General features: G+C 42.9%; 16 protein-coding genes. 7 read left to right on the plus strand and 9 right to left on the minus strand.

What is annotated here, in order from left to right:
• Positions 1 to 54: 54 nt before the first annotated feature.
• The 3 genes from F7734_RS06015 to F7734_RS06025 form a co-directional block, all read right to left on the minus strand.
• Positions 55 to 3,270 (minus strand): response regulator, encoded by a 3,216-nt coding sequence (locus F7734_RS06015; RefSeq protein WP_155743823.1) that lies wholly within the window; start codon positions 3,268 to 3,270, stop codon positions 55 to 57.
• 27 nt (positions 3,271 to 3,297) lie between these two features.
• Positions 3,298 to 4,884 carry a diguanylate cyclase gene (locus F7734_RS06020; RefSeq protein ID WP_155743824.1) on the minus strand — a complete coding sequence of 529 codons (1,587 nt, stop codon included), beginning with the start codon at positions 4,882 to 4,884 and terminating at the stop codon, positions 3,298 to 3,300.
• A gap of 320 nt (positions 4,885 to 5,204) precedes the next feature.
• Entirely contained in the window at positions 5,205 to 6,176 is a 972-nt protein-coding gene (locus F7734_RS06025) for a hypothetical protein (RefSeq protein ID WP_155743825.1), read from the minus strand.
• A gap of 112 nt (positions 6,177 to 6,288) precedes the next feature.
• On the opposite strand from F7734_RS06025, the gene F7734_RS06030 reads away from it, so the two are divergent.
• Entirely contained in the window at positions 6,289 to 8,181 is a 1,893-nt protein-coding gene (locus tag F7734_RS06030) for a GMC oxidoreductase (RefSeq protein ID WP_155743826.1), read from the plus strand.
• A 203-nt stretch (positions 8,182 to 8,384) separates the two neighbouring features.
• Here F7734_RS06030 and psbA read toward each other — a convergent pair whose 3' ends face one another.
• The 5 genes from psbA to F7734_RS06055 form a co-directional block, all read right to left on the minus strand.
• Complete coding sequence (gene psbA, locus F7734_RS06035; RefSeq protein WP_155743121.1) at positions 8,385 to 9,467, minus strand: photosystem II q(b) protein; 1,083 nt, start codon at positions 9,465 to 9,467, stop codon at positions 8,385 to 8,387.
• A gap of 257 nt (positions 9,468 to 9,724) precedes the next feature.
• Positions 9,725 to 10,159 carry a hypothetical protein gene (locus F7734_RS06040; RefSeq protein WP_155743827.1) on the minus strand — a complete coding sequence of 145 codons (435 nt, stop codon included), beginning with the start codon at positions 10,157 to 10,159 and terminating at the stop codon, positions 9,725 to 9,727.
• Between the two features lie 197 nt (positions 10,160 to 10,356).
• Positions 10,357 to 10,698, minus strand: coding sequence for a hypothetical protein (locus tag F7734_RS06045; protein WP_155743828.1), 342 nt, complete (start codon positions 10,696 to 10,698; stop codon positions 10,357 to 10,359).
• A gap of 95 nt (positions 10,699 to 10,793) precedes the next feature.
• Positions 10,794 to 12,104, minus strand: a complete 1,311-nt coding sequence (locus tag F7734_RS06050) for an ATP-binding protein (protein WP_155743861.1) — start codon at positions 12,102 to 12,104, stop codon at positions 10,794 to 10,796.
• Positions 12,105 to 12,124: 20 nt separating this feature from the next.
• Complete coding sequence (locus F7734_RS06055; RefSeq protein ID WP_155743829.1) at positions 12,125 to 12,799, minus strand: response regulator transcription factor; 675 nt, start codon at positions 12,797 to 12,799, stop codon at positions 12,125 to 12,127.
• Positions 12,800 to 12,833: 34 nt separating this feature from the next.
• On the opposite strand from F7734_RS06055, the gene F7734_RS06060 reads away from it, so the two are divergent.
• From F7734_RS06060 to F7734_RS06080, 5 genes are all read left to right on the plus strand, one after another.
• Complete coding sequence (locus F7734_RS06060; protein WP_243146718.1) at positions 12,834 to 13,262, plus strand: hypothetical protein; 429 nt, start codon at positions 12,834 to 12,836, stop codon at positions 13,260 to 13,262.
• Between the two features lie 139 nt (positions 13,263 to 13,401).
• Positions 13,402 to 15,429: an amylo-alpha-1,6-glucosidase gene (locus tag F7734_RS06065; RefSeq protein WP_155743830.1), complete on the plus strand. Its 2,028-nt coding sequence runs from the start codon at positions 13,402 to 13,404 to the stop codon at positions 15,427 to 15,429.
• A gap of 4 nt (positions 15,430 to 15,433) precedes the next feature.
• Positions 15,434 to 16,051, plus strand: coding sequence for a DUF4433 domain-containing protein (locus tag F7734_RS06070; protein WP_155743831.1), 618 nt, complete (start codon positions 15,434 to 15,436; stop codon positions 16,049 to 16,051).
• Positions 16,052 to 16,106: 55 nt separating this feature from the next.
• The gene (locus tag F7734_RS06075; protein WP_155743832.1) at positions 16,107 to 17,171 is read left to right on the plus strand and encodes a macro domain-containing protein; all 1,065 of its coding nucleotides are present in this window, start codon (positions 16,107 to 16,109) and stop codon (positions 17,169 to 17,171) included.
• Between the two features lie 552 nt (positions 17,172 to 17,723).
• Positions 17,724 to 17,888, plus strand: coding sequence for a hypothetical protein (locus tag F7734_RS06080; protein ID WP_155743833.1), 165 nt, complete (start codon positions 17,724 to 17,726; stop codon positions 17,886 to 17,888).
• 126 nt (positions 17,889 to 18,014) lie between these two features.
• On the opposite strand, the gene F7734_RS06085 is transcribed toward F7734_RS06080, so the two are convergent.
• Positions 18,015 to 18,305: a hypothetical protein gene (locus F7734_RS06085; protein ID WP_207714030.1), complete on the minus strand. Its 291-nt coding sequence runs from the start codon at positions 18,303 to 18,305 to the stop codon at positions 18,015 to 18,017.
• Between the two features lie 617 nt (positions 18,306 to 18,922).
• Between F7734_RS06085 and F7734_RS06090 the strand changes: the two genes are divergently transcribed.
• Positions 18,923 to 19,087: a hypothetical protein gene (locus tag F7734_RS06090; protein ID WP_155743834.1), complete on the plus strand. Its 165-nt coding sequence runs from the start codon at positions 18,923 to 18,925 to the stop codon at positions 19,085 to 19,087.
• Positions 19,088 to 19,148: the final 61 nt, after the last annotated feature.

Below are 19,148 nucleotides of genomic sequence, written 5' to 3' on the forward strand. Positions count from 1 at the left end.
CTAATTTCTTAATAAGTTGTAAGGTGTGCGTGAATTGCATGCGCTGAAGCGCTACTACGAACCTAATTTCTCAATAAGTTGTAAGATTTGTGCGAATTGATAGTTATGAGTTAGTTCGTGCAGGTCAGTTATCAGAGATGTGTAATTTTTTGGAATTTGTTCGATAAGATTGAGTATATCATCATCGTAACACAAGAGTGCTGCACGATGTAAATCAGCAATCCACGTTTGAGGCATGACTGATAGATTCTCATTTGTTAATGAAGCACAGGTAGATAGTTTTTCTTGTCTGCGGGCAACTGAAGATAACACTTCATCATTGGCATATATGTACTTTACTTCCAAATATTCTTCTATCTTGGCAAACAGCTCGCTTTCTTGGAAGGGTTTGCAGATGAAGTCATTACATCCGGCTTGGATGGCAAGGGTGCGATCGCTCGTTGAAGCTTGAGCTGATAGAGCAATGACGATAACCGATTGACCTTCTGCAGTAGAACGAATATACTGTGTTGTTTGATACCCGTCCATTCCTGGCATCCGAATGTCCATCCAAATTAAATGGGGATGCCACTCTTGCCAAAGTTGAATACCTTCTTCTCCATCTTTGGCTGTTTCCACCTCAAACCCCTTTTGAGTCAGCAGCTTGAAAAGCAGGTGACGGTTTTCAGGCTCGTTATCTACTACTAAAATTCTATAAGCTGGTTGTCCATCCGCTAGTCTGATGACTCGACGCTGAATTGGGGCTGGTGGTACTTCTGATGCTTTTGCCAACTGAACTTGAACTTGAACACTAAAAGTACTGCCTTGACCGAAAGTACTGCTCACTGTGATGGTACCACCTAGTAGATATGCATACTTAAGGCTAATTGTCAATCCCAATCCTGTTCCTTCTTGCGAGGATCTGCCAGAATGTGTTTGGGTAAATGCATCAAAGATAGTATCAAGTTCGTGTGATGCAATCCCAATCCCGGTATCTTGAACAGTGAAGAGAAGAGTCTCGATAAGTGGAGATGTAGCGATCTCCTTATCTGTCTGATTTTGCCCTTGCTTTGCTCCTCTTTTTGCTGTCAGAATTACGCTACCTTTTGTGGTGAATTTGATAGCATTGCTTAGTAAATTTGTTAAGATTTGGCGGAGTTTGTTACCATCAGTTGTAATAAATTGCGGTAAATCTGAAGCAAGGTGAAGGAAAAGTTGCAAACCTTTGGCTTCAGAACGCTGACGAAACATAGCCTGTAAAGAATATAATAAGGCGTAGAGGTCAAAACTACTTTCGTCTAACGTAACTCGTTCCGCTTCGATTTTTGATAAGTCAAGAATATCATTGATGATGCTCAGCAAGTGCTCGCCACTGCGATGCATAATTTGTAAGTTTTCTTGCTGTTCTGGTGTGAGGGATGAGTCATGGCTCATAACTTGAGCAAAGCCTAAAATAACATTTAAAGGTGTCCGGAGTTCGTGACTCATGTTTGCGAGGAAAATACTTTTCGCTTTATTTGCGACTTCTGCGGCTTCCTTTGCTTGTTGCAGTTCAACCTCAGTTTGTTTGCGATCGTTTATATCTCGATGCGTTCCTGTCATTCGTAAGGGTTTTCCATTTTCATCCCAAGCCACAACTTTGCCGTAGTCAGCAATCCATTTCCATTCTCCAGATTTGGTTTGGAGTCGATAGTCAAACCCATAGCGAACTGAAAAATCTTTCAGGTGCGCTTCCAAGATTTTTTTCACCCAAACTAGATCCTCAGGATGAACCAGTTTTTCCCATGTACTTACATCTTGAGGGAATTCGTTGGCATCATAGCCAAGCATTTCAAAGTACTTAGGACTGAAGTAAACTTCACCCGTGCTCAAATTCCAGTCCCATAATCCATCGCCCGCTCCTTCGAGTGCCAGTTTTAATCGTTCTTCGCCCAGCTGCAATTCAGATGTTCGTTCGCAAACTCGCTTTTCTAATTCGGCATTTGTCTGTTGCAATGCTAGTAATGAGATTTGCAGTCGATCTGCCATATCTCTAAATGAATCTGCCAGTTCTCCTACTTCATCTTCTCTATATATAGTCACTGGATCGTTAAAATCTCCATGAGATATTTTCTTGGCTGCTGCATTTAAATTTTTTAAAGGACGGGTTATCCAGTTAGATGTAAAAACGCCAATTGCTGTGGCAGAAAAAGCGGCTGCTACACATAACAATATAGTAGTATGTGTATGCTCGTTGATTTGTGCCATGAAATCTGACTCTGGCACTACAATAACAATTACCCAATCCAAACCAAGTTTATCCTGATAAGGAATAACTTGCAGAAACTGGCGATGGTTGTTAGCCCAAAAGCTCAGTTGCTGACTTTTTTGAAAACCTTTGAAACTCCCAAACTTTGCTTGTAAATATTGACTTGTTGCTTGAATCAAAGCGTCATGACTATCAATTGCTTTGATTCTCTTTAACTTGCCACTGCCATTTTCCTGTTGAAAGGGAATCGGCTGTCGATCGCTTGAACTTCCTACCAAAAGCCCGTTGCGTTCAACAATAAAAATTTTTCCTGTTTGACCAACCTTTATACTAGCTAAAAATTTGCGAAAAAAGGACAGATCGCAGGCACTAGAGAATACACCAAGCAGTTTCTTTGTTTTTGGCTCGTAAATGGGATAATTAGCATTGAGGGACATATCCGAATTATCGGCAAGCACAAAAATAGGACTCCAAACGGGTTTCCCCGCTTCAACAGTTGCTCGGTACCAAGGTCGTTCTTTTAGCTGAAATTGTCGAATTGTTTTTATACGATTGAGTTTTTTTCTGTTCCTGTCTACAGCATCATAATATACCAAGCCAGGGTTCGTGGGGTCGGAACTCAATAGGCTCAGTTGGGGGTTACGATTGGCAAGAATGAAATGACCTTGTACTGTACCCACCATTACATGGCTGACAGTTTCAAATTGCATGAGTTGGTTAAAAAGATAACGTTCCAACTCCCGGCGGTTCTGAAAATCTAGGTACCCCAAACGAACGGCATTAGCATTTATACGGTTGATTTGTGGTGGGGTAGCGAAATAGTTGTTGAGGTATAAGTTGACGCGATCTCCCACCTCTGTCATCAACTGATTTGCCATCTCATTAACTGCCTGTTGCCCATTTTTAAAGGATAGGTAACCAACTAGCGCTGTTGCAGCAATCATCTGTAACACGAATGGAACAACGAGCACCCAACTTAGGGAAAGATGACTTACGCGGAGTTTAGAATGTTGAATATGAGAGGTTGGGAGTTGGTTGCTCATTGCTTTTAGTCTAGCTAGTTGAAGAATTCATCTAGAATAACTGATGCCATAAGTGTTGCGCCCCTTTGCCTTTGCAATGTAAAGAGCTTCATCTGCTGCTGCAACCAAGTTCTCCGGTGAGTTTTCTATTGTAGGAACAACACAGGCAATGCCCATGCTTATGGTGACAAATTCACTTACAAGGGAAGATTCATGAGGAATGGCTAGAGCCGCTATTTCTGTTTGCATTTTTTGTGCTACGTGAGCTGCTCCATTCAAATCGGTGTTGGGTAAAAGTATGACAAACTCTTCCCCTCCATAGCGAGCCACTAAATCCGCAGGGCGTCTGCTGTTGTTAGCAAGAGCTTGTGCTACCTGTTTCAAGCACATATCCCCTGCTTGATGCCCGTAGCGATCGTTGTAGTACTTGAAGTAATCTATATCGCAGAGGATCAATGCTAAATAAGTTTCCTCGCGCCGCAATCGCCGCCATTCCTGACTCAAGGATTCATCAAAACAACGACGGTTCGCTATTTGCGTTAAACTATCTAAGTTAGCCAAGCGTAGGAGTTCTTGATTTGCTTGTCTGAGTGATTCTTCTGCTTTCTTGCGCTGCATAAGTTCACCAAGTTGAAGCGCAACGGCATTGACAAGCTGCATAATTTTGAACTCATAGGGCGTTTGGCAATGTTTGAAGAAGACTAAAACAGCCAGTACTTGTTCATCCAGCACAATTGGAACACCAAAAACAGCTTTTAATCCAGCTGCGATCGCTGCTTCAGTACGTAGAAAGATAGGTTCTTGCACCTGTGCTAAGTCCTCAATCCATAAAGGTTGCAACAATTCCCAAACTCTCCCAACTAAGCCCATGTAAGGTGCAAACGTTCGCTCGGAACTTGCTTTATGAAAGTGGCTGAGTTGTACATTACTAGAGTCATAACAAGTTCGCCTTAATTGCAAATTTGTGCTGTCTTCAGTCAGAATCCAAGCTTCCGCATAGTCCCAACCAATCCCCCGACGTACTTCACATAACACAGCATCAAGAGCACAGTCAAAATTAGACGCCTGAGTGACTGCTTGAATCGTTTTCAACAACAGTTTAGTTTCTGCTTCCGCTTGTTGTCTTTCTTGGATTTCTTGATGTAGTCTCTCATTTTGTGTGTAAAGCTCTTGTTGTTGCTGTTGAATTGTAAGTTGATGGTTGATTCGCACTAAAACTTCTTCAGCCTGAAAAGGTTTGGTGATGTAATCTACACCTCCACTTTCAAAAGCTTTAACTTTATCTGTAGCGTCATCTAAGGCGCTTAAGAAAATAATAGGGATTGCCCAGGTTTCTGAAGATTTTTTTAGCTTCGCACAAACTTCATATCCATCCATATCTGGCATTTTAATATCTAACAAAATGAGGTCAGGTTTTTCTACTTGAATAGTTTCTATTGCCACCTGACCGCTCATCGCTTTCCGAACTTTGTATCCATTTTTCTGAAGGATAGCAGCAAGTATCCGAAGGTTATCGAGATGGTCATCAACAATTAACAAATTTGCCTTGGTTCTTAATATTTCTGTTTGTGGCGATTGTACAGACTCCGTACTTTTTTGAAGGTTTTTGGTGACTCCCTGAAGTTTTATAATCATTCTATGTAAAATTTTAATAAATTTGTATAAATTATTTCTAACAGCTTAACTTGAAAAACAAGATTACACAAATCTTAAGTTCTCGATGTTTGACCAAAGGGGATGCCTTTGGTTTATCGAGCTATACTATTAGAGGTCATTTATAAAGTAAATCTTAAATCGCCAAATGTATTGTGTAGGTTGGGTTGAGGAACGAAACCCAAAAATTTGATTCAATGTTGGGTTTCGTTCCTCAACCCAACCTACTTATGTTTAACAAAGGCAACAATAATTTTCAAAAAGGTTCATTTATTCTTGAAGAGTAGAATGAAGTTTATAGCTTAAGGACTGTTAATAGCATTATAGTTGAGTATATCATCATCTCCTCTTTCTCTAACAACTTGCTCGACTCGCTGCCACAATTCAGCATTTTCTCGGTAGATGCTTAAAGCCGCGATCGCATCTTTTGCGTCTATACTTTTTCCTTCTTTGATAAGAGATAATAAAAACTCGGATGAGGAATCTTGTCGCAGCATTGCGATCGCAAGCAACCCTGTTCGACGCAATTGTGCATTTATTGTTTTCTCCCACCAACTTTTGAGAATAAGAAATGCTTCATTTAATCGTGATTCACCTAGTGCTAAAGCAGCAAGCTCGCAAACTTGTTCTTCTGAAGCTACAAGAAAACTCGCAATCAAAGGCAGCGATTGTATGGGAGCAAGTTGTAATAGAGCAATAAAGCATTCTGAGAGAACTTGAGGTGCTTTATCCCCCATGCGAACTTTCAAACGCAGTAATGGTACCCCTTGAGAATTGGCAGTATAAGCAATTGCTTTAGCTGCAGCTACTCGTGCTTCCGGTTTTGGATCGGCGAGCAAATCTGCTAATTCGTTCATCACATCAGGATAATTCATCCGTACCAAACCTAAAGCGCATATTCCGCGCAAAATGGCTGCTGTATCTTCTTTGCCTCCCCAAACAGGTTCCATTTGAATGTGGTGAATTCCTTGGAGAAAAAGGCTCTCCTCACCGTACTCGAAGCGGTAGAGAGTTTCTGCAATCTCCTTTTTGGCAAGACAACCTGGATCGGTGTCTGCTGGCTTGACCATCATTCGCTCAAATGCTGCAACAAGGTCGGGAATCATGTTTGCAATCGCCAATTCTCCTACTATCTTTGCAGTGCGGGCAACAGCTACAGAGTATTTGCTTTTCAGGGTTTGACGCAGAATTGCGATCGCTTGCTCATCAAGAGGATTTTCTCGAATTTGAGCCAAGACAGATAAAGTTTCTTCAAGCTTGCGTAATTTTGCCATATGTTAGTGAATCAGTACCTAATTGCATCAACTATATCTATATGTATGTTTTGATGGAACTTCAGTCCTAAGGGACGAGTGACCATTTTTTCCACAAGTAGGAGGTTATCATATGGACTTCGTTCCCTACCACAGTGGGTCGGCGGGTTCTTTGCAAGAGTCTGAAACAGCAGTTGCCAACCAAGTGATAGGAGCTAGATCGTTTATTGCTGCTCCTGTCAAGAAGTTTTACGTGAAGTTTCGTACCCAAAACTACCGTCCCAACCATCTTGTAACAATTCGCAATAATGTCGATGGTTGGTGGCAAGACATATATGGAGCATACTACAATGGAGAATGGGTCTTCTTTCTAGAGGAATCCAAGTATCGAAGCGGTCTCAAGATAAAGTTTGTACTGGATCGCCAAGTCTGGATGGAAGGAGCGGACATTCAACTGCAACCCTTTGGCGAACATATTTTTACCGAAGGCAATGTCGTTTTTGCGTCAGTACCAACTCGATATTTACACGGTTATGATAATTTGCGAACTGACGATAGTAAGCTTCAGCAAGATGCTATTCCCAGGAACACTAACGAAACAATAGAATATGATGTTGCGATCGTAGGTTCGGGTATGGGAGGAGGTATTCTAGCTGACACGCTTTCCGACGCTGGTTTGCGGGTGCTTGTTCTAGAAGCAGGAAGTTTGCTCTATCCCACACACATGACAAACCTTCCCGGAGACTGGTCTCGGCTTGCATCACATCACCAAGTGGGACATTTTACAAACGAGCCAGGATCTGAGTTTTTGTCCGGCGTACAGATGAACTTTGGAGGTCGTTCTATCTTTTGGTCGGGTCTCATTCCACGCATGCACGATTGGGAAATTCTTGCATGGCCTGAAAGTATCGGTGAATACTTAAAGAGTCCTCAGGGATATGACCGTGCAGAAAAACTTATGCGGAAACAAAAAACCCTTGGTCGTTTCCAAAATCGTGTAGTGAGCGAGTTGCAAAGTGCATTTTCAGATTATAAAGTAGAAGACTTGCCGCGATCGCGCCACCAGCCGAATCTTGACAATCAAGGAAGTCTGGAAAATGTTCTCGAAGCGTCTACAGGAACTTTTTCTACAGCATCCTTGCTACTGGATTCTCTTTCATTTAACGGTCCGGTGGGACGAGATAATCTGACGGTTAACTTAAATCACCTGGTGACTCATATAGAAACTGATGGTAGAAAAGCAGTTGCTGTGGTGTGTCAGGATTTAGTGGGGAATCAGAAACGGCGTTATCGCGCCAAGCATATTGTTTTGGCTGCGGGTTCTCTGGAGACTCCACGAATTGCTATGCGTAGTCAGCTTTCCGATCCCAATCAAAAAATCGGCGTAGGTTTGACAGACCATCCTGCTTTTTTCTCAAATACCTACGAACTGGACTTGAACAGCCCTTATAGCGGGTTTGAAAATCATGCCAAGATATTAATGTACCACAAACAGGCAACGACTACCGAGCATCCTTATAATGTTGAGTTGCTCATCAATCCAAAATATTGGGATGTGGCGCACGCAGATGATGATGTTTGGAAGCAAGAAATCGCAAAAGACCAAAAGACAACAACTCGTCTGCAGTTTGTTTTTGCCAGTCCACTTGACGATCGCAACCGGGTTTTTCATCGGGGTGAAGGACAAAAGTTGGGGGTTATGGTCAATCGCAACCCATCAGGCTCAAACCTGTTTAACGAAGTACGGGAATTACGCAATCACATCCTTGAGTTTTTACAAGCACCTCATAACCCTAATGATGGAATGCATTTTGGGAATGAAGGAACGGTGCATCATGCTGGTGGTTCAATGCGGATGAGCCGCGATCGCACGGGAGTGGTTGATGAAAATCTGAAAATGGAGGCTTATGATAATCTGTACGTTTGTGATGTGTCTGTGTTTCCGATAATCCCGGCTGCGAATCCATGCTTGACACTAGCTGCATTGACTCTTCGTCTCGGTGACCATTTGGCTCAGTTGTCGTAAATGTCGAGATGTGCTATATCGCGTCTTTATTGAACCGCAGAGGCGCAGAGGACGCAGAGGGAAGAAGGAGGTCATTTATGTAGTCCAACAATCGGGATCGCAGGCGCTTCTTATACAAAAAAAAGCGCTTCGTCTCAGAAGCGCTGTCCATACCTTAGTTAAGCACTCATAACATCGAAAGAGAAACTTGAATTCCGTTAACCTTAGCCGTTGATAGCAGGAGCGCTGATAGCAACAGGTGCAACTTCAGCAGAAGCTAAGTCGAGGGGGAAGTTGTGCGCGTTACGCTCGTGCATGACTTCCATACCGAGGTTGGCACGGTTGAGGATGTCTGCCCAGGTGCCAATCGCACGACCTTGGGAGTCAAGTACGGATTGGTTGAAGTTGAAGCCGTTGAGGTTGAACGCCATGGTGCTGATGCCCAGTGCGGTGAACCAGATGCCCACTACTGGCCATGCTGCCAAGAAGAAGTGCAAGGAGCGGGAGTTGTTGAATGATGCGTATTGGAAGATTAAGCGACCGAAGTAGCCGTGTGCTGCTACGATGTTGTAGGTTTCTTCTTCTTGTCCGAACTTGTAACCGTAGTTCTGAGACTCGGTTTCGGTTGTTTCACGAACTAAGGAAGAGGTTACCAATGAACCGTGCATTGCACTGAACAAGGAACCACCGAATACACCTGCTACACCTAACTGGTGGAAGGGGTGCATGAGGATGTTGTGCTCTGCTTGGAACACCAACATGAAGTTGAAGGTTCCAGAGATACCCAAGGGCATACCGTCAGAGAAGGAACCTTGTCCAATGGGGTAGATCAAGAAGACTGCGGTTGCTGCAGCAACAGGTGCGCTGAATGCTACACAAATCCAAGGACGCATTCCCAAGCGGTAGGACAATTCCCACTCACGACCCAAGTAGCAGAATACGCCAATCAGGAAGTGGAAAATCACCAACTGGTATGGACCACCGTTGTACAACCACTCATCTAAAGAAGCCGCTTCCCAGATGGGGTAGAAGTGAAGACCGATCGCGTTAGAACTTGGAACAACTGCACCGGAGATGATGTTGTTACCGTAGAGCAAAGAACCTGCAACAGGTTCGCGGATACCATCAATGTCTACGGGTGGTGCTGCGATGAATGCGATGATGAAGCAGATGGCTGCGGAGAGCAATGTAGGGATCATCAATACGCCGAACCAGCCGACATAAAGGCGGTTTTCGGTAGAGGTGATCCAGTTACAGAACTGCTCCCATACGTTTGCGCTTTCGCGACGTTGTAAGGTTGCTGTCATGGTTTTATAATTGCGATGATGATTTACGTATGTATGGGGTGGTTTGTCACCCTTAACTTTAATTTACATTCAGTTACATTACTTTATCAAGACTGTTAACTTTATTAAATTTTATATAAATGATTAATAAAACTTATAATTTGGTGATTGGGAACTGGGGCTTATCCGCAGAGGGCATTCGGAAACCCTCATAGCGGCTCTCAGCCATCTGCCATCTGCCTTTCTTCCAGTAATCAGCTTTTTTCAAGAAATTCTTTTCAACCGTTTTCTTCTTCCCAATCTGGGCATATATCCTTGTCTACACCATAGGGGTACATGGCACAAACAAAGGGCACATCATTATAGGCAACACCATGGTAGTGTTTGCATCCTTCACAAGTTTTTGGAGTTACAATCGTATTAGTAAAAACGGGAGAAATATCTCTTTCTGGCTCTATCTTTTCCTGACGTTTTTTTCGAGAATTACTTATTAAAAGTATTCCTGATACTGCGGAAAAACCGCCAACTTTAAGAGCGTTTTTAAGTAAGGTATCTTGGGGTTGTATCGTTTCTTCTATTGAATTGGCTATGCCTCCAATGTCTTCTGTATGGAGACATATTTGTCCAATCATCATACCTAAAATTCCTACAACTCCTACGATTCCTGTAGATGGTTTTAGAGTTTTTGTGGCTTCTATTTGGCTTGTTTTCATACAATTTTTGCTGGAGTTCTTCTCTATATATATGGAAGGATGAGATATTGGTTTTATGAAACACCCTAATGATGTACTTTTTTTTGAAGACTAGGGTTGAGAAACGAAAGCTAACAATAAGGGTTCAATGCTGGGTTTCGTTCCTCAACCCAACCTACATAAATCATCTCTTAGGATATTTGATTTTTTGTATGTTTCTAATCTTCATGAATTTGAAGTGTTTCACCGCTAGCACGAGTAATGCTCAAAGCATTGAACTCATTGTCATCATAGTTGCCAACAACGGTGACTTGTTCTCCTACAGAGAGGTTAATGGGTTTTCCTAACTGAGGTTCTGCCTCAACGATGATTTGTCTCTTACCATCGTTGAGAATGAACTCGTCATCTAAAAGCTTAGTCACTTGACCGGAGATAGTTGTAGCACGAGCGTTTGAGAAATTCTCAATTTGGGTTGCTGCTTTCTGTGCTCCTACCTCAAAAGGAATTAGGAACGCAACCAAAGCAGTTAGGACGACGCTGGGTATAGGATTGAAATTCATTTCGTTAAGACCTCTAATCTCATGTGGAACTCACGCTTATTTTCAAGTTACCGGGTAAAAGTAACAAGAAAGTAACAGTACAGCTTTGCTGAGATTTAAATTAGCGGTAGCTTGATTTGAAATGTAGAACCTTCACCCAAACGACTTTTTGCTACAATATGTCCCCCATGTACCTGGACAATTTGTTTTGCGATCGCCAATCCCAATCCGACGCCTCCTGTATGACGCGATCGCACGCTATCTACCCGATAAAACCGCTCAAAGATATGGGGTAAATCTGCCTCTGGAATCCCAATACCGCTATCTTGTACTTCAATAACCACCCAACGAGACTGAAGGAAAACTCGCAAGCACACTTTACCTCCAGAGGGTGTGTAGCGACAGGCATTGCTGAGAAGATTGGTTACGACTTGCCGCATTAAATCTGGATTTATTTTTAACATTACCAGTTGTTCGGGAAATTGGCTTGTGAATTTTAGATTTTTTTCCTTTGCTAAGTGAGTATATTCCTCTACTAATGCGGAGAGCCAGTTAGCCAAATTGACGGGGTTAAGTACCTCTGGCTTTAACTGTCCTTCATTTCGAGCCAGGAATAATAAATCGCTAATCAGCATTCCCATTGATTCAGCAATCTGGTCAATATTTTGTAGGGAACTTTGCTGTTGACTGGGGTCTATGGGTTCGAGCAAGCCAAACTGAGCATGATTCCGAATTGCCTGAAGGGGTGTCCGTAGCTCGTGGGAAGCATCGGCTGTAAAGCGCTGCAATTGCTCGTAGGATTGGCGAATTGGCTGCATCGCCATTCCCCCAAGCAACCAACCTGTTAAAGCAATGACGCTCAAAGCAATGGGTACACCGACTATTAAAGATAGTCTTAGCGACCATAAAGTTTCTTCAACAGGTGCTAGAGAAGCTGCTATTTCTAGATAACCGATTAATTGTTTATCCTGAAAAACTGGAAGTGTTAATTGACGCAGTTGGATATTTTGACGAACACTGGTAGAAACGCGATCGCCCGATTGGGGTAGATTCTTTGAAGCATCGCCTAACTCAATTGTTTGAAACCCTGGTTGATTATCTAACCGCTCTGATGGCGTAACACCAACAAACTGTAGGAGTTGTTTTTTGGGAGTGTACCAACGAGCATAAACAATCGTACTGGCAAAAGGCAAAGCTTCACCACCCAACACAGGAACGTCTTCAAGACTAATGCGCTGCTGTTCCTGGTAAAGCCCATCTTCAACGCCAGCCGCCATCAACCGACTTGTGTTGTAAAGCTCTTGATCGAATGACCACAATTGGTCTTTGGCTTCTAAAAAGTAAAGTATTGTGGCAAAGATAACCAAAATACCTCCCATTGAGAGTGTAAACCAGCGAGCTAGGTTACGCCGACTGCGGCTGAACATATTTGGAATTAGCGATCGCATCATTCTGGCGCAACTAATCGATATCCCATTCCATAAACAGTCTGTAGCCAATCTTCTGCTTTCACCACCTGCAAGCGCTGCCGCAGTCGATGCACTAACATGGCTATCGCTTTACTATCTGGCTGTGTATTCCATTCCCAAAGTGCTTGTTCGATTTGATTGTGAGTCAGTACCTGTCGGGGATGCCGTAAAAAATATTCTAGCAATTGAAACTCTCTACCTGACAACTGAACTGTAACTCCTTGGCGCTCCAGCGTTAGGGTATTGAGATGAAGTTGTAGGTCAGCTAACTCTAGGGTATCACCCTGCCAGAGTGGCGCTCTGCGTCCCAATGCTCGCACCCTTGCTAACAGTTCAAGCAAACTAAAGGGTTTAACTAAGTAGTCGTCTGCACCCACATCTAAAGCAGAGACTTTATCCAAAACAGCATCCTTAGCTGTCAGAATCAGCACTGGAGCCGTTTTGCCTGCTTGGCGATACTGTTGACACAGGCTTACTCCACTTATTTTAGGCAACATCCAGTCTAAAATCAAGAGGTCGTAGTCTCTTTGTTCTATTAACCACTGAGCCGTTTCACCATCTTCCGTACTATCCACAATATGACCAACTTTGGAAAGGGCACCCTGTAGTGGTTGTAATTGAGTAACATCATCCTCTACAAGTAAGATTCTCATTCACTACTCCCTTCCTGCAAAAAGATTACCTATTATGATTATTGAATCATCAAGCTTTCTTTGTGTTATGACTCGACCTCGTTGGTTGCAATTTCTGATAAAGTTAGGACTGGAGTTCTGGCTGCCAATACCTTTGATAGGGCTGTTTTTTTGGTTGAGCACTGGTTTGCTAACGCATCAAGTCCTGAGCCATACCTATAATACAACTTCACAATTACACGCTGACTCAAAACATAAAGTTCATTTTTCTGCTTCGCTTGCTGTTATGTCTATTGAAGCCCTGATTGAGCGAAGAGAGAAGTTTACTGAAGTGAAGGTTTTTACTGCTGATTCGTTTTTAAAGCAGATGGAGTTTGAGTTTCCTGTGACTGAATATGCTCAAGTCGATGCAGCGCTTGCTCAAACTCTGGGATTACCGATAACGGCAATTAAGCAGTTGATACGTTATCGCGTTGAGAATTAATCTAATGAATGGTTAAGGATGTCTGTCTCGCAAGGTGGGATAATTTATTTTGCAGTTCCCTGATTTCTTTCCCGCCTGAAGATTCTTTTTTATTGAACCGCAAAGGCGCAAAGGACACGAAGAAAGAGGAAAAGAAGCTATGTGTATTGAATTTGGTCGAGAAGTTTGCGGCTATCTGAATATAGTAGAATTGAAAGAATGGTTGGTCACCAATGGAATAGGTGGTTATGCTTCTGGTACTGTAGGGGGATTGCTGACTCGGCGTTACCACGGCTTGCTTGTTGCTTCTCTGAATCCTCCTTTGGGTCGTACCTTGTTGCTGGCTAAGTTGGATGACACGGCTGTTTATGGAGAGCAGTTTTATCCTCTGTTTACCAATCGTTGGGCTGATGGGACTGTCAGCCCTCATGGTTATCTTCATATTGAACGCTTTTCTTTACAAGGTACTGCCCCTACATGGCGTTTTGCCTGTGCTGATGCTTTATTGGAAAAACGCGTTTGGATGCAGCAGGGTGCCAATACGACTTATGTTCAATACACATTATGTCGTGCAACGCAACCTCTAAAGCTGGTGCTGAAGGCGATGGTGAATTATCGCGATTATCATGGGGATACTCAGAGCAGTGACTGGCAAATGAGTATAGAGGAAATTGAAGGGGGAATTTGTACGATCGCATTTCCAAATGCAGTGCCGTTTTATCTCTTGTGTAATAATGCTCGAGTCTCACTGTGTCATACTTGGGTATCTGGTTTTGATTTGGCGGTGGAACGTTATCGGGGGTTGAGCGATCGCGAAAATCACCTCCATGCTGCTACTTTTGAAGTGACGTTAAATGCTGGTGAATCGGTGACTTTTGTTGCGAGTCTTGAGAAGGAACCAGAGTTGGATGGTGAAGCAGCATTTAAGTTACGGCGGACGCAGGAACAGAAGTTAATCAGCCATTGGAAAGCAAATCGACCAATCAATGCTAAAGAAACGCCTGCTTGGATCAATCAATTAGTTCTTGCAGCTGACCAGTTTATTGTATCGCGTCCCTTGAGTGATGAGCCTAATGGCAAGACGATTATTGCAGGTTATCACTGGTTTGGAGACTGGGGACGGGATACGATGATTAGTCTACCGGGTTTGACAATTGCTACTGGAAGACCGGAAGTTGCTCGCTCTATTCTTCGCACTTTTGCTAAATATGTAGATCGGGGAATGTTACCCAATCGGTTTCCTGATGCTGGGGAGATACCGGAGTATAACACGGTTGATGCGACTTTGTGGTATTTTGAAGCTATTCGTAACTACTACAATGCCACAGAAGACAAGGATTTTCTGCAAGAACTTTTTCCTGTTTTGGTTGAGATTATTGATTGGCACTGTCAGGGAACGCGATACAACATTCATCTCGATATGACTGATGGGTTACTGTATGCGGGTGAGGAGGGTTCGCAGTTAACTTGGATGGATGCTAAGGTTGATGATTGGGTGGTAACGCCTCGTATTGGTAAACCAATTGAAGTGAATGCTTTATGGTATAATGCTTTGCGGATAATAGCACAGTTTGCTCGCCTTCTGGAGAAAACCCATCAAGGGTATGAAGCAATGGCAGAGCGCACCTTAGCTAGTTTTGTCAAATTTTGGAATGATGAGATGGGCTACTGCTACGATGTGGTAGACGGTACTGAAGGTAGCGATAAGCCGGGTACGGCTTGCGCCAAGGGCGATCGCTCTTTGCGTCCCAACCAAATTTTTGCAGTATCATTGCCAGATAGCCCACTGAGTCCCGAACAACAACGGAAAGTTGTAGACGTTTGTGGTAGAATGTTGCTCAATTCTCACGGGTTGCGTTCTTTGAGTCCGGATAGTCCTGAGTATAAAGGACATTATGGGGGAAATGCTGTGGAAAGAGATGGGGCTTACCACCAGGGAACAACCTGGGGATGGTTGATTGGTCCTTTTGTTTTGGCACATTTGCGTGTTTATAAAGATCCGGTGCAAGCCCGTCAGTTTTTAGAACCTATGGCAAATCATTTGCGCTCTCATGGGGTTGGAAGCCTTAGTGAAATTTTTGATGGCGATCCTCCTATGACTCCACGAGGCTGTATCGCCCAAGCTTGGACAGTGGCGGAAGTGTTGCGTGCTTGGTTTGCAACGGAAGATGCAGGAGCGAATAAGTGATTCAATGCCTACACATATTTATCACATCACCCACGTTGATAACTTACCTTCCATCATAAAATCAGATGGATTAATAGCAAACAGTAGGCTGCGACAACAACAAACAAAATATCTTGATATTGCTCATGGAAACATCCAAGATAGACGAGCCAGAAAACGAGTCCCTTGTGGTGTAGGTGGGTATTTACACGATTACGTACCCTTTTATTTTGCCCCACGCTCCCCCATGCTCTATGCCATTCACAAAAATAATGTAGACATTTACAAAGGGGGACAACAGCCAATTCTCCATTTAGTTTCAAATGTAGAAACTGTTGATGCAGCAGGACTATCTTTTGTAGGTACTGACGGACACGCAGTTATGGAGTATACGGATTTTTTTGATAAGCTTGAAGAGCTAAGGGTAGTTGACTGGGAAATTATGAAAGCCACTTACTGGCATGATACGCCAGAAGACGGGGACAGAAAACGCCGACGACAAGCCGAGTTCTTAATACATCAATTCTTTCCTTGGACATTAATTCAAACAATTGGTGTCATAAACAACAAAATCGAAACACAGGTTAGAGAAATCTTACAAAACTCTAGTCATCAGCCCTCAATAAAGCTTTACCCTGAATAGTATTACTAGGTGAATAAAAATAGTACAATTGTATTTTGAAGGTCAGTTCAAGGCGATGATAGAGTTCAAGCAAGGCAATTTGTTAGAAGAAAATGTCGAAGCCCTAGTTAACACCGTTAATTGTGTAGGTGTTATGGGTAAAGGTATCGCCTTACAATTTAAGCAAGCCTATCCTGAAAACTTCCGTCAATACGAAAAAGCATGCCGTGCTGGCGAAGTGCAACCAGGGCGTATGTTTTCAGTAGTTACAAATAGTTTATTGAATCCTCGGTATATCATTAACTTCCCCACCAAGCGCCACTGGAAAGGTAAATCAAAAATAGAAGATATCAAAAGTGGACTGGTGGCTTTAGTTGCAGAAGTGCGGCAATTAGGCATTAACTCAATTGCCATTCCTCCATTAGGATGTGGTAATGGTGGTTTAGATTGGGCAATAGTTAAGCCTTTAATAGAATCAGCTTTTGCACAACTGCCAGAAGTACAGGTAATTATTTTTGAGCCAACAGGCGCACCAAGAGCCGAAGAAATGCCAGTTGCTACCAAAAAACCAAATATGACTCGCGCCCGTGCTTTGTTCATCCGTCTGCTGGAATTATACGGCATTCCCGGCTATGAATTGACGAGACTAGAAATTCAAAAACTCGCTTATTTTTTGCAAGAAGCTGGGGAACCACTGCGGCTAGAGTACGTTAAACATAAATACGGTCCTTATGCTAACAACCTGAATCATGTTCTGAAACATATTGAAGGACATTACATTCGCGGCTACGGTGATGGAACTGCTAAAGCAGAAAGCGCCGAAATTTATGTTTTGCCAAAAGGAACAGAAGCAGCACAAGCCTTTTTGGCAACCGAAATAGAAGCACACAAGCGATTAGAGCAAGTTAGCAACCTAATCATCGGTTTTGAAACCCCTTATGGGATGGAATTGTTGGCGACAGTCCACTGGGTGGCTACCAAAGAAACCATTCCAGCACAAGATAGCGAACAAGCCATCGCCTTAGTGCATGAATGGAGCGAGCGCAAACGTAAAATGTTCAAGTCCGAGCATATTCGCAAAGCTTGGCAAAGACTGCACCAGCAAAACTGGTTAACTGCAAATGTGAGCGAGACTTTGTAGCTTGCGTGGGATGTACTCCGTGATACGTAATTTGGGCTTGTAATGAGCAAAAAAAAATATTTCAGTAAAATCCGGAATGTGGATATTTGACTTTGTAGATTAGTATGTCCATGTAAGAAAGCTGGACTGGCAATCAAACAGCAATATAAACTGCTAGAGACAGGTGATATTACCTAACTCTTATGACAGTACCATCTCGTAGTTAATTATATCTAAACCAACTAACTATTAAACTCTATACCGAAACCCTTGCCGCACTGCTTTATAGTAGTGCGGTACTATTTTAAGAATGTTCGTAGTTGCGCTATGGTTGACGCCAAGCTGCGCGAACAGCGCATGCATCGCCAATTATGAACCGCATTTTGGAGCCAGTGCGTTGGACGGGTTCCCCGGCTTGAAGCTCCGGGCGTCGCAAACATCGCTAAGAAAAGAGAGAATTTGACAAACGATCTAGAATGACTATATCAACTTTAAAGTAAAATTTATCTGCGTTCATCTGCTACAGGCTGCGGTTCCACAATCAAATCCAAAAAATTTACCAGAAATCTATTCATGCTCAACCCCACAATTAATACCCTGCGTAACAGTACCATCCAATTTTTAGAACAAAGCCCTCAAGAACGACTACAAACTCTCAAACAACTACAGACATTTGTTGGGTTTCACCACGGGTTTAACCAACCTACAAAAATTCTTGTCCGAGCAGTATTGACTTAATGGTTCATTTCAATGATTTTGAAGGATTAAATAAAAAACCGCTCCAGGCGCAGAGAACACAGAGGAAGAGAAGAAGAGGACTAGAAATTCAAAACCTTGCTTATTTCCTGCAAGAAATTGAGAAACTTACCTTGTCTCATCACTGCTACGATCGCGTTGCTGTAGGTATTGCCAAAGTCGGTCAATTTGCGATCGCCATTCCTGACGGTCAGCGTTGAGTTCTGTTGTCAGTCGCTCAAAGTTTTGCTGGTGAATTGTGGCGACTTGCAGCAAAGCTTCTGCAGTCGATCTAAGTTCGGTTGTTGATTGTCTCAGTTCTGCGTTGACGACTACCTGATTATCAAGCTGCTGCTGCAAGTTCTCTAAAGCTGCTTCTATACGGTCTAATCTATCTCCCCTGTCTCTATCCTGAGTCATCTGGCATTGTCCTTGCTGAAGAATGTGTTACTAGTTCTGGAATTATAGTACATTTGTAGCCTGCGTGGAATGTACTCCGTGATACGCAATTTTGACTTGTAATTAGCAAAAAAAAATAATTCAGTAAAATCCGGAATGCGACTATTTGACTTTGTAGATTAGTATGTCCATGTAGAAAGGTGGACTGGCAATCAAACAGCAATATCAACTGCTAGAGACAGGTGAAAGTACCTAACTCTCATGACAGTACCATTTCGTAGCTAATTATATCTAAACCAACTAACTATTAAACTCTATACCGAAACCCTCGCCGCACTGCTTTATAGTAGTGCGGTACTATTTTAAGAATGTTCGTAGTTGCGCTATGGCTGACGCCACGCTGCGCGAACAGCGCATCCATCACAAATTATGAACCGCATTTTGGAGCCAGTGCGTTGGACGGGTTCCCCGGCTTGAAGCTCCGGGCGTCGCAAAGAGCGCAAAGAAAAGAGAGAAGAGAGAATTTGACAAACGTTCTAGAATTTTCCTATCAACTTTAAAGTAAAATTTATCTGCGTTCATCTGCTACAGGCTGCGGTTCCACAATCAAATCCAAAAAATTTATCAGAAATCTATTCATGCTCAACCCCACAATTAATACTCTGCGTAACAGTACCATCCAATTTTTAGAACAAAGTCCCCAAGAACGACTACAAACCCTCAAACAACTACAGACATTTGTTGGGTTTCACCACGGGTTTACCCAACCTACAAAAATTCTTGTCCGAGCAGTATTGACTTAATGGTTCATTTCAATGATTTTGAAGGATTAAATAAAAAACCGCTCCAGGCGCAGAGAACACA

This window comes from Scytonema sp. UIC 10036 (genome assembly GCF_009725235.1).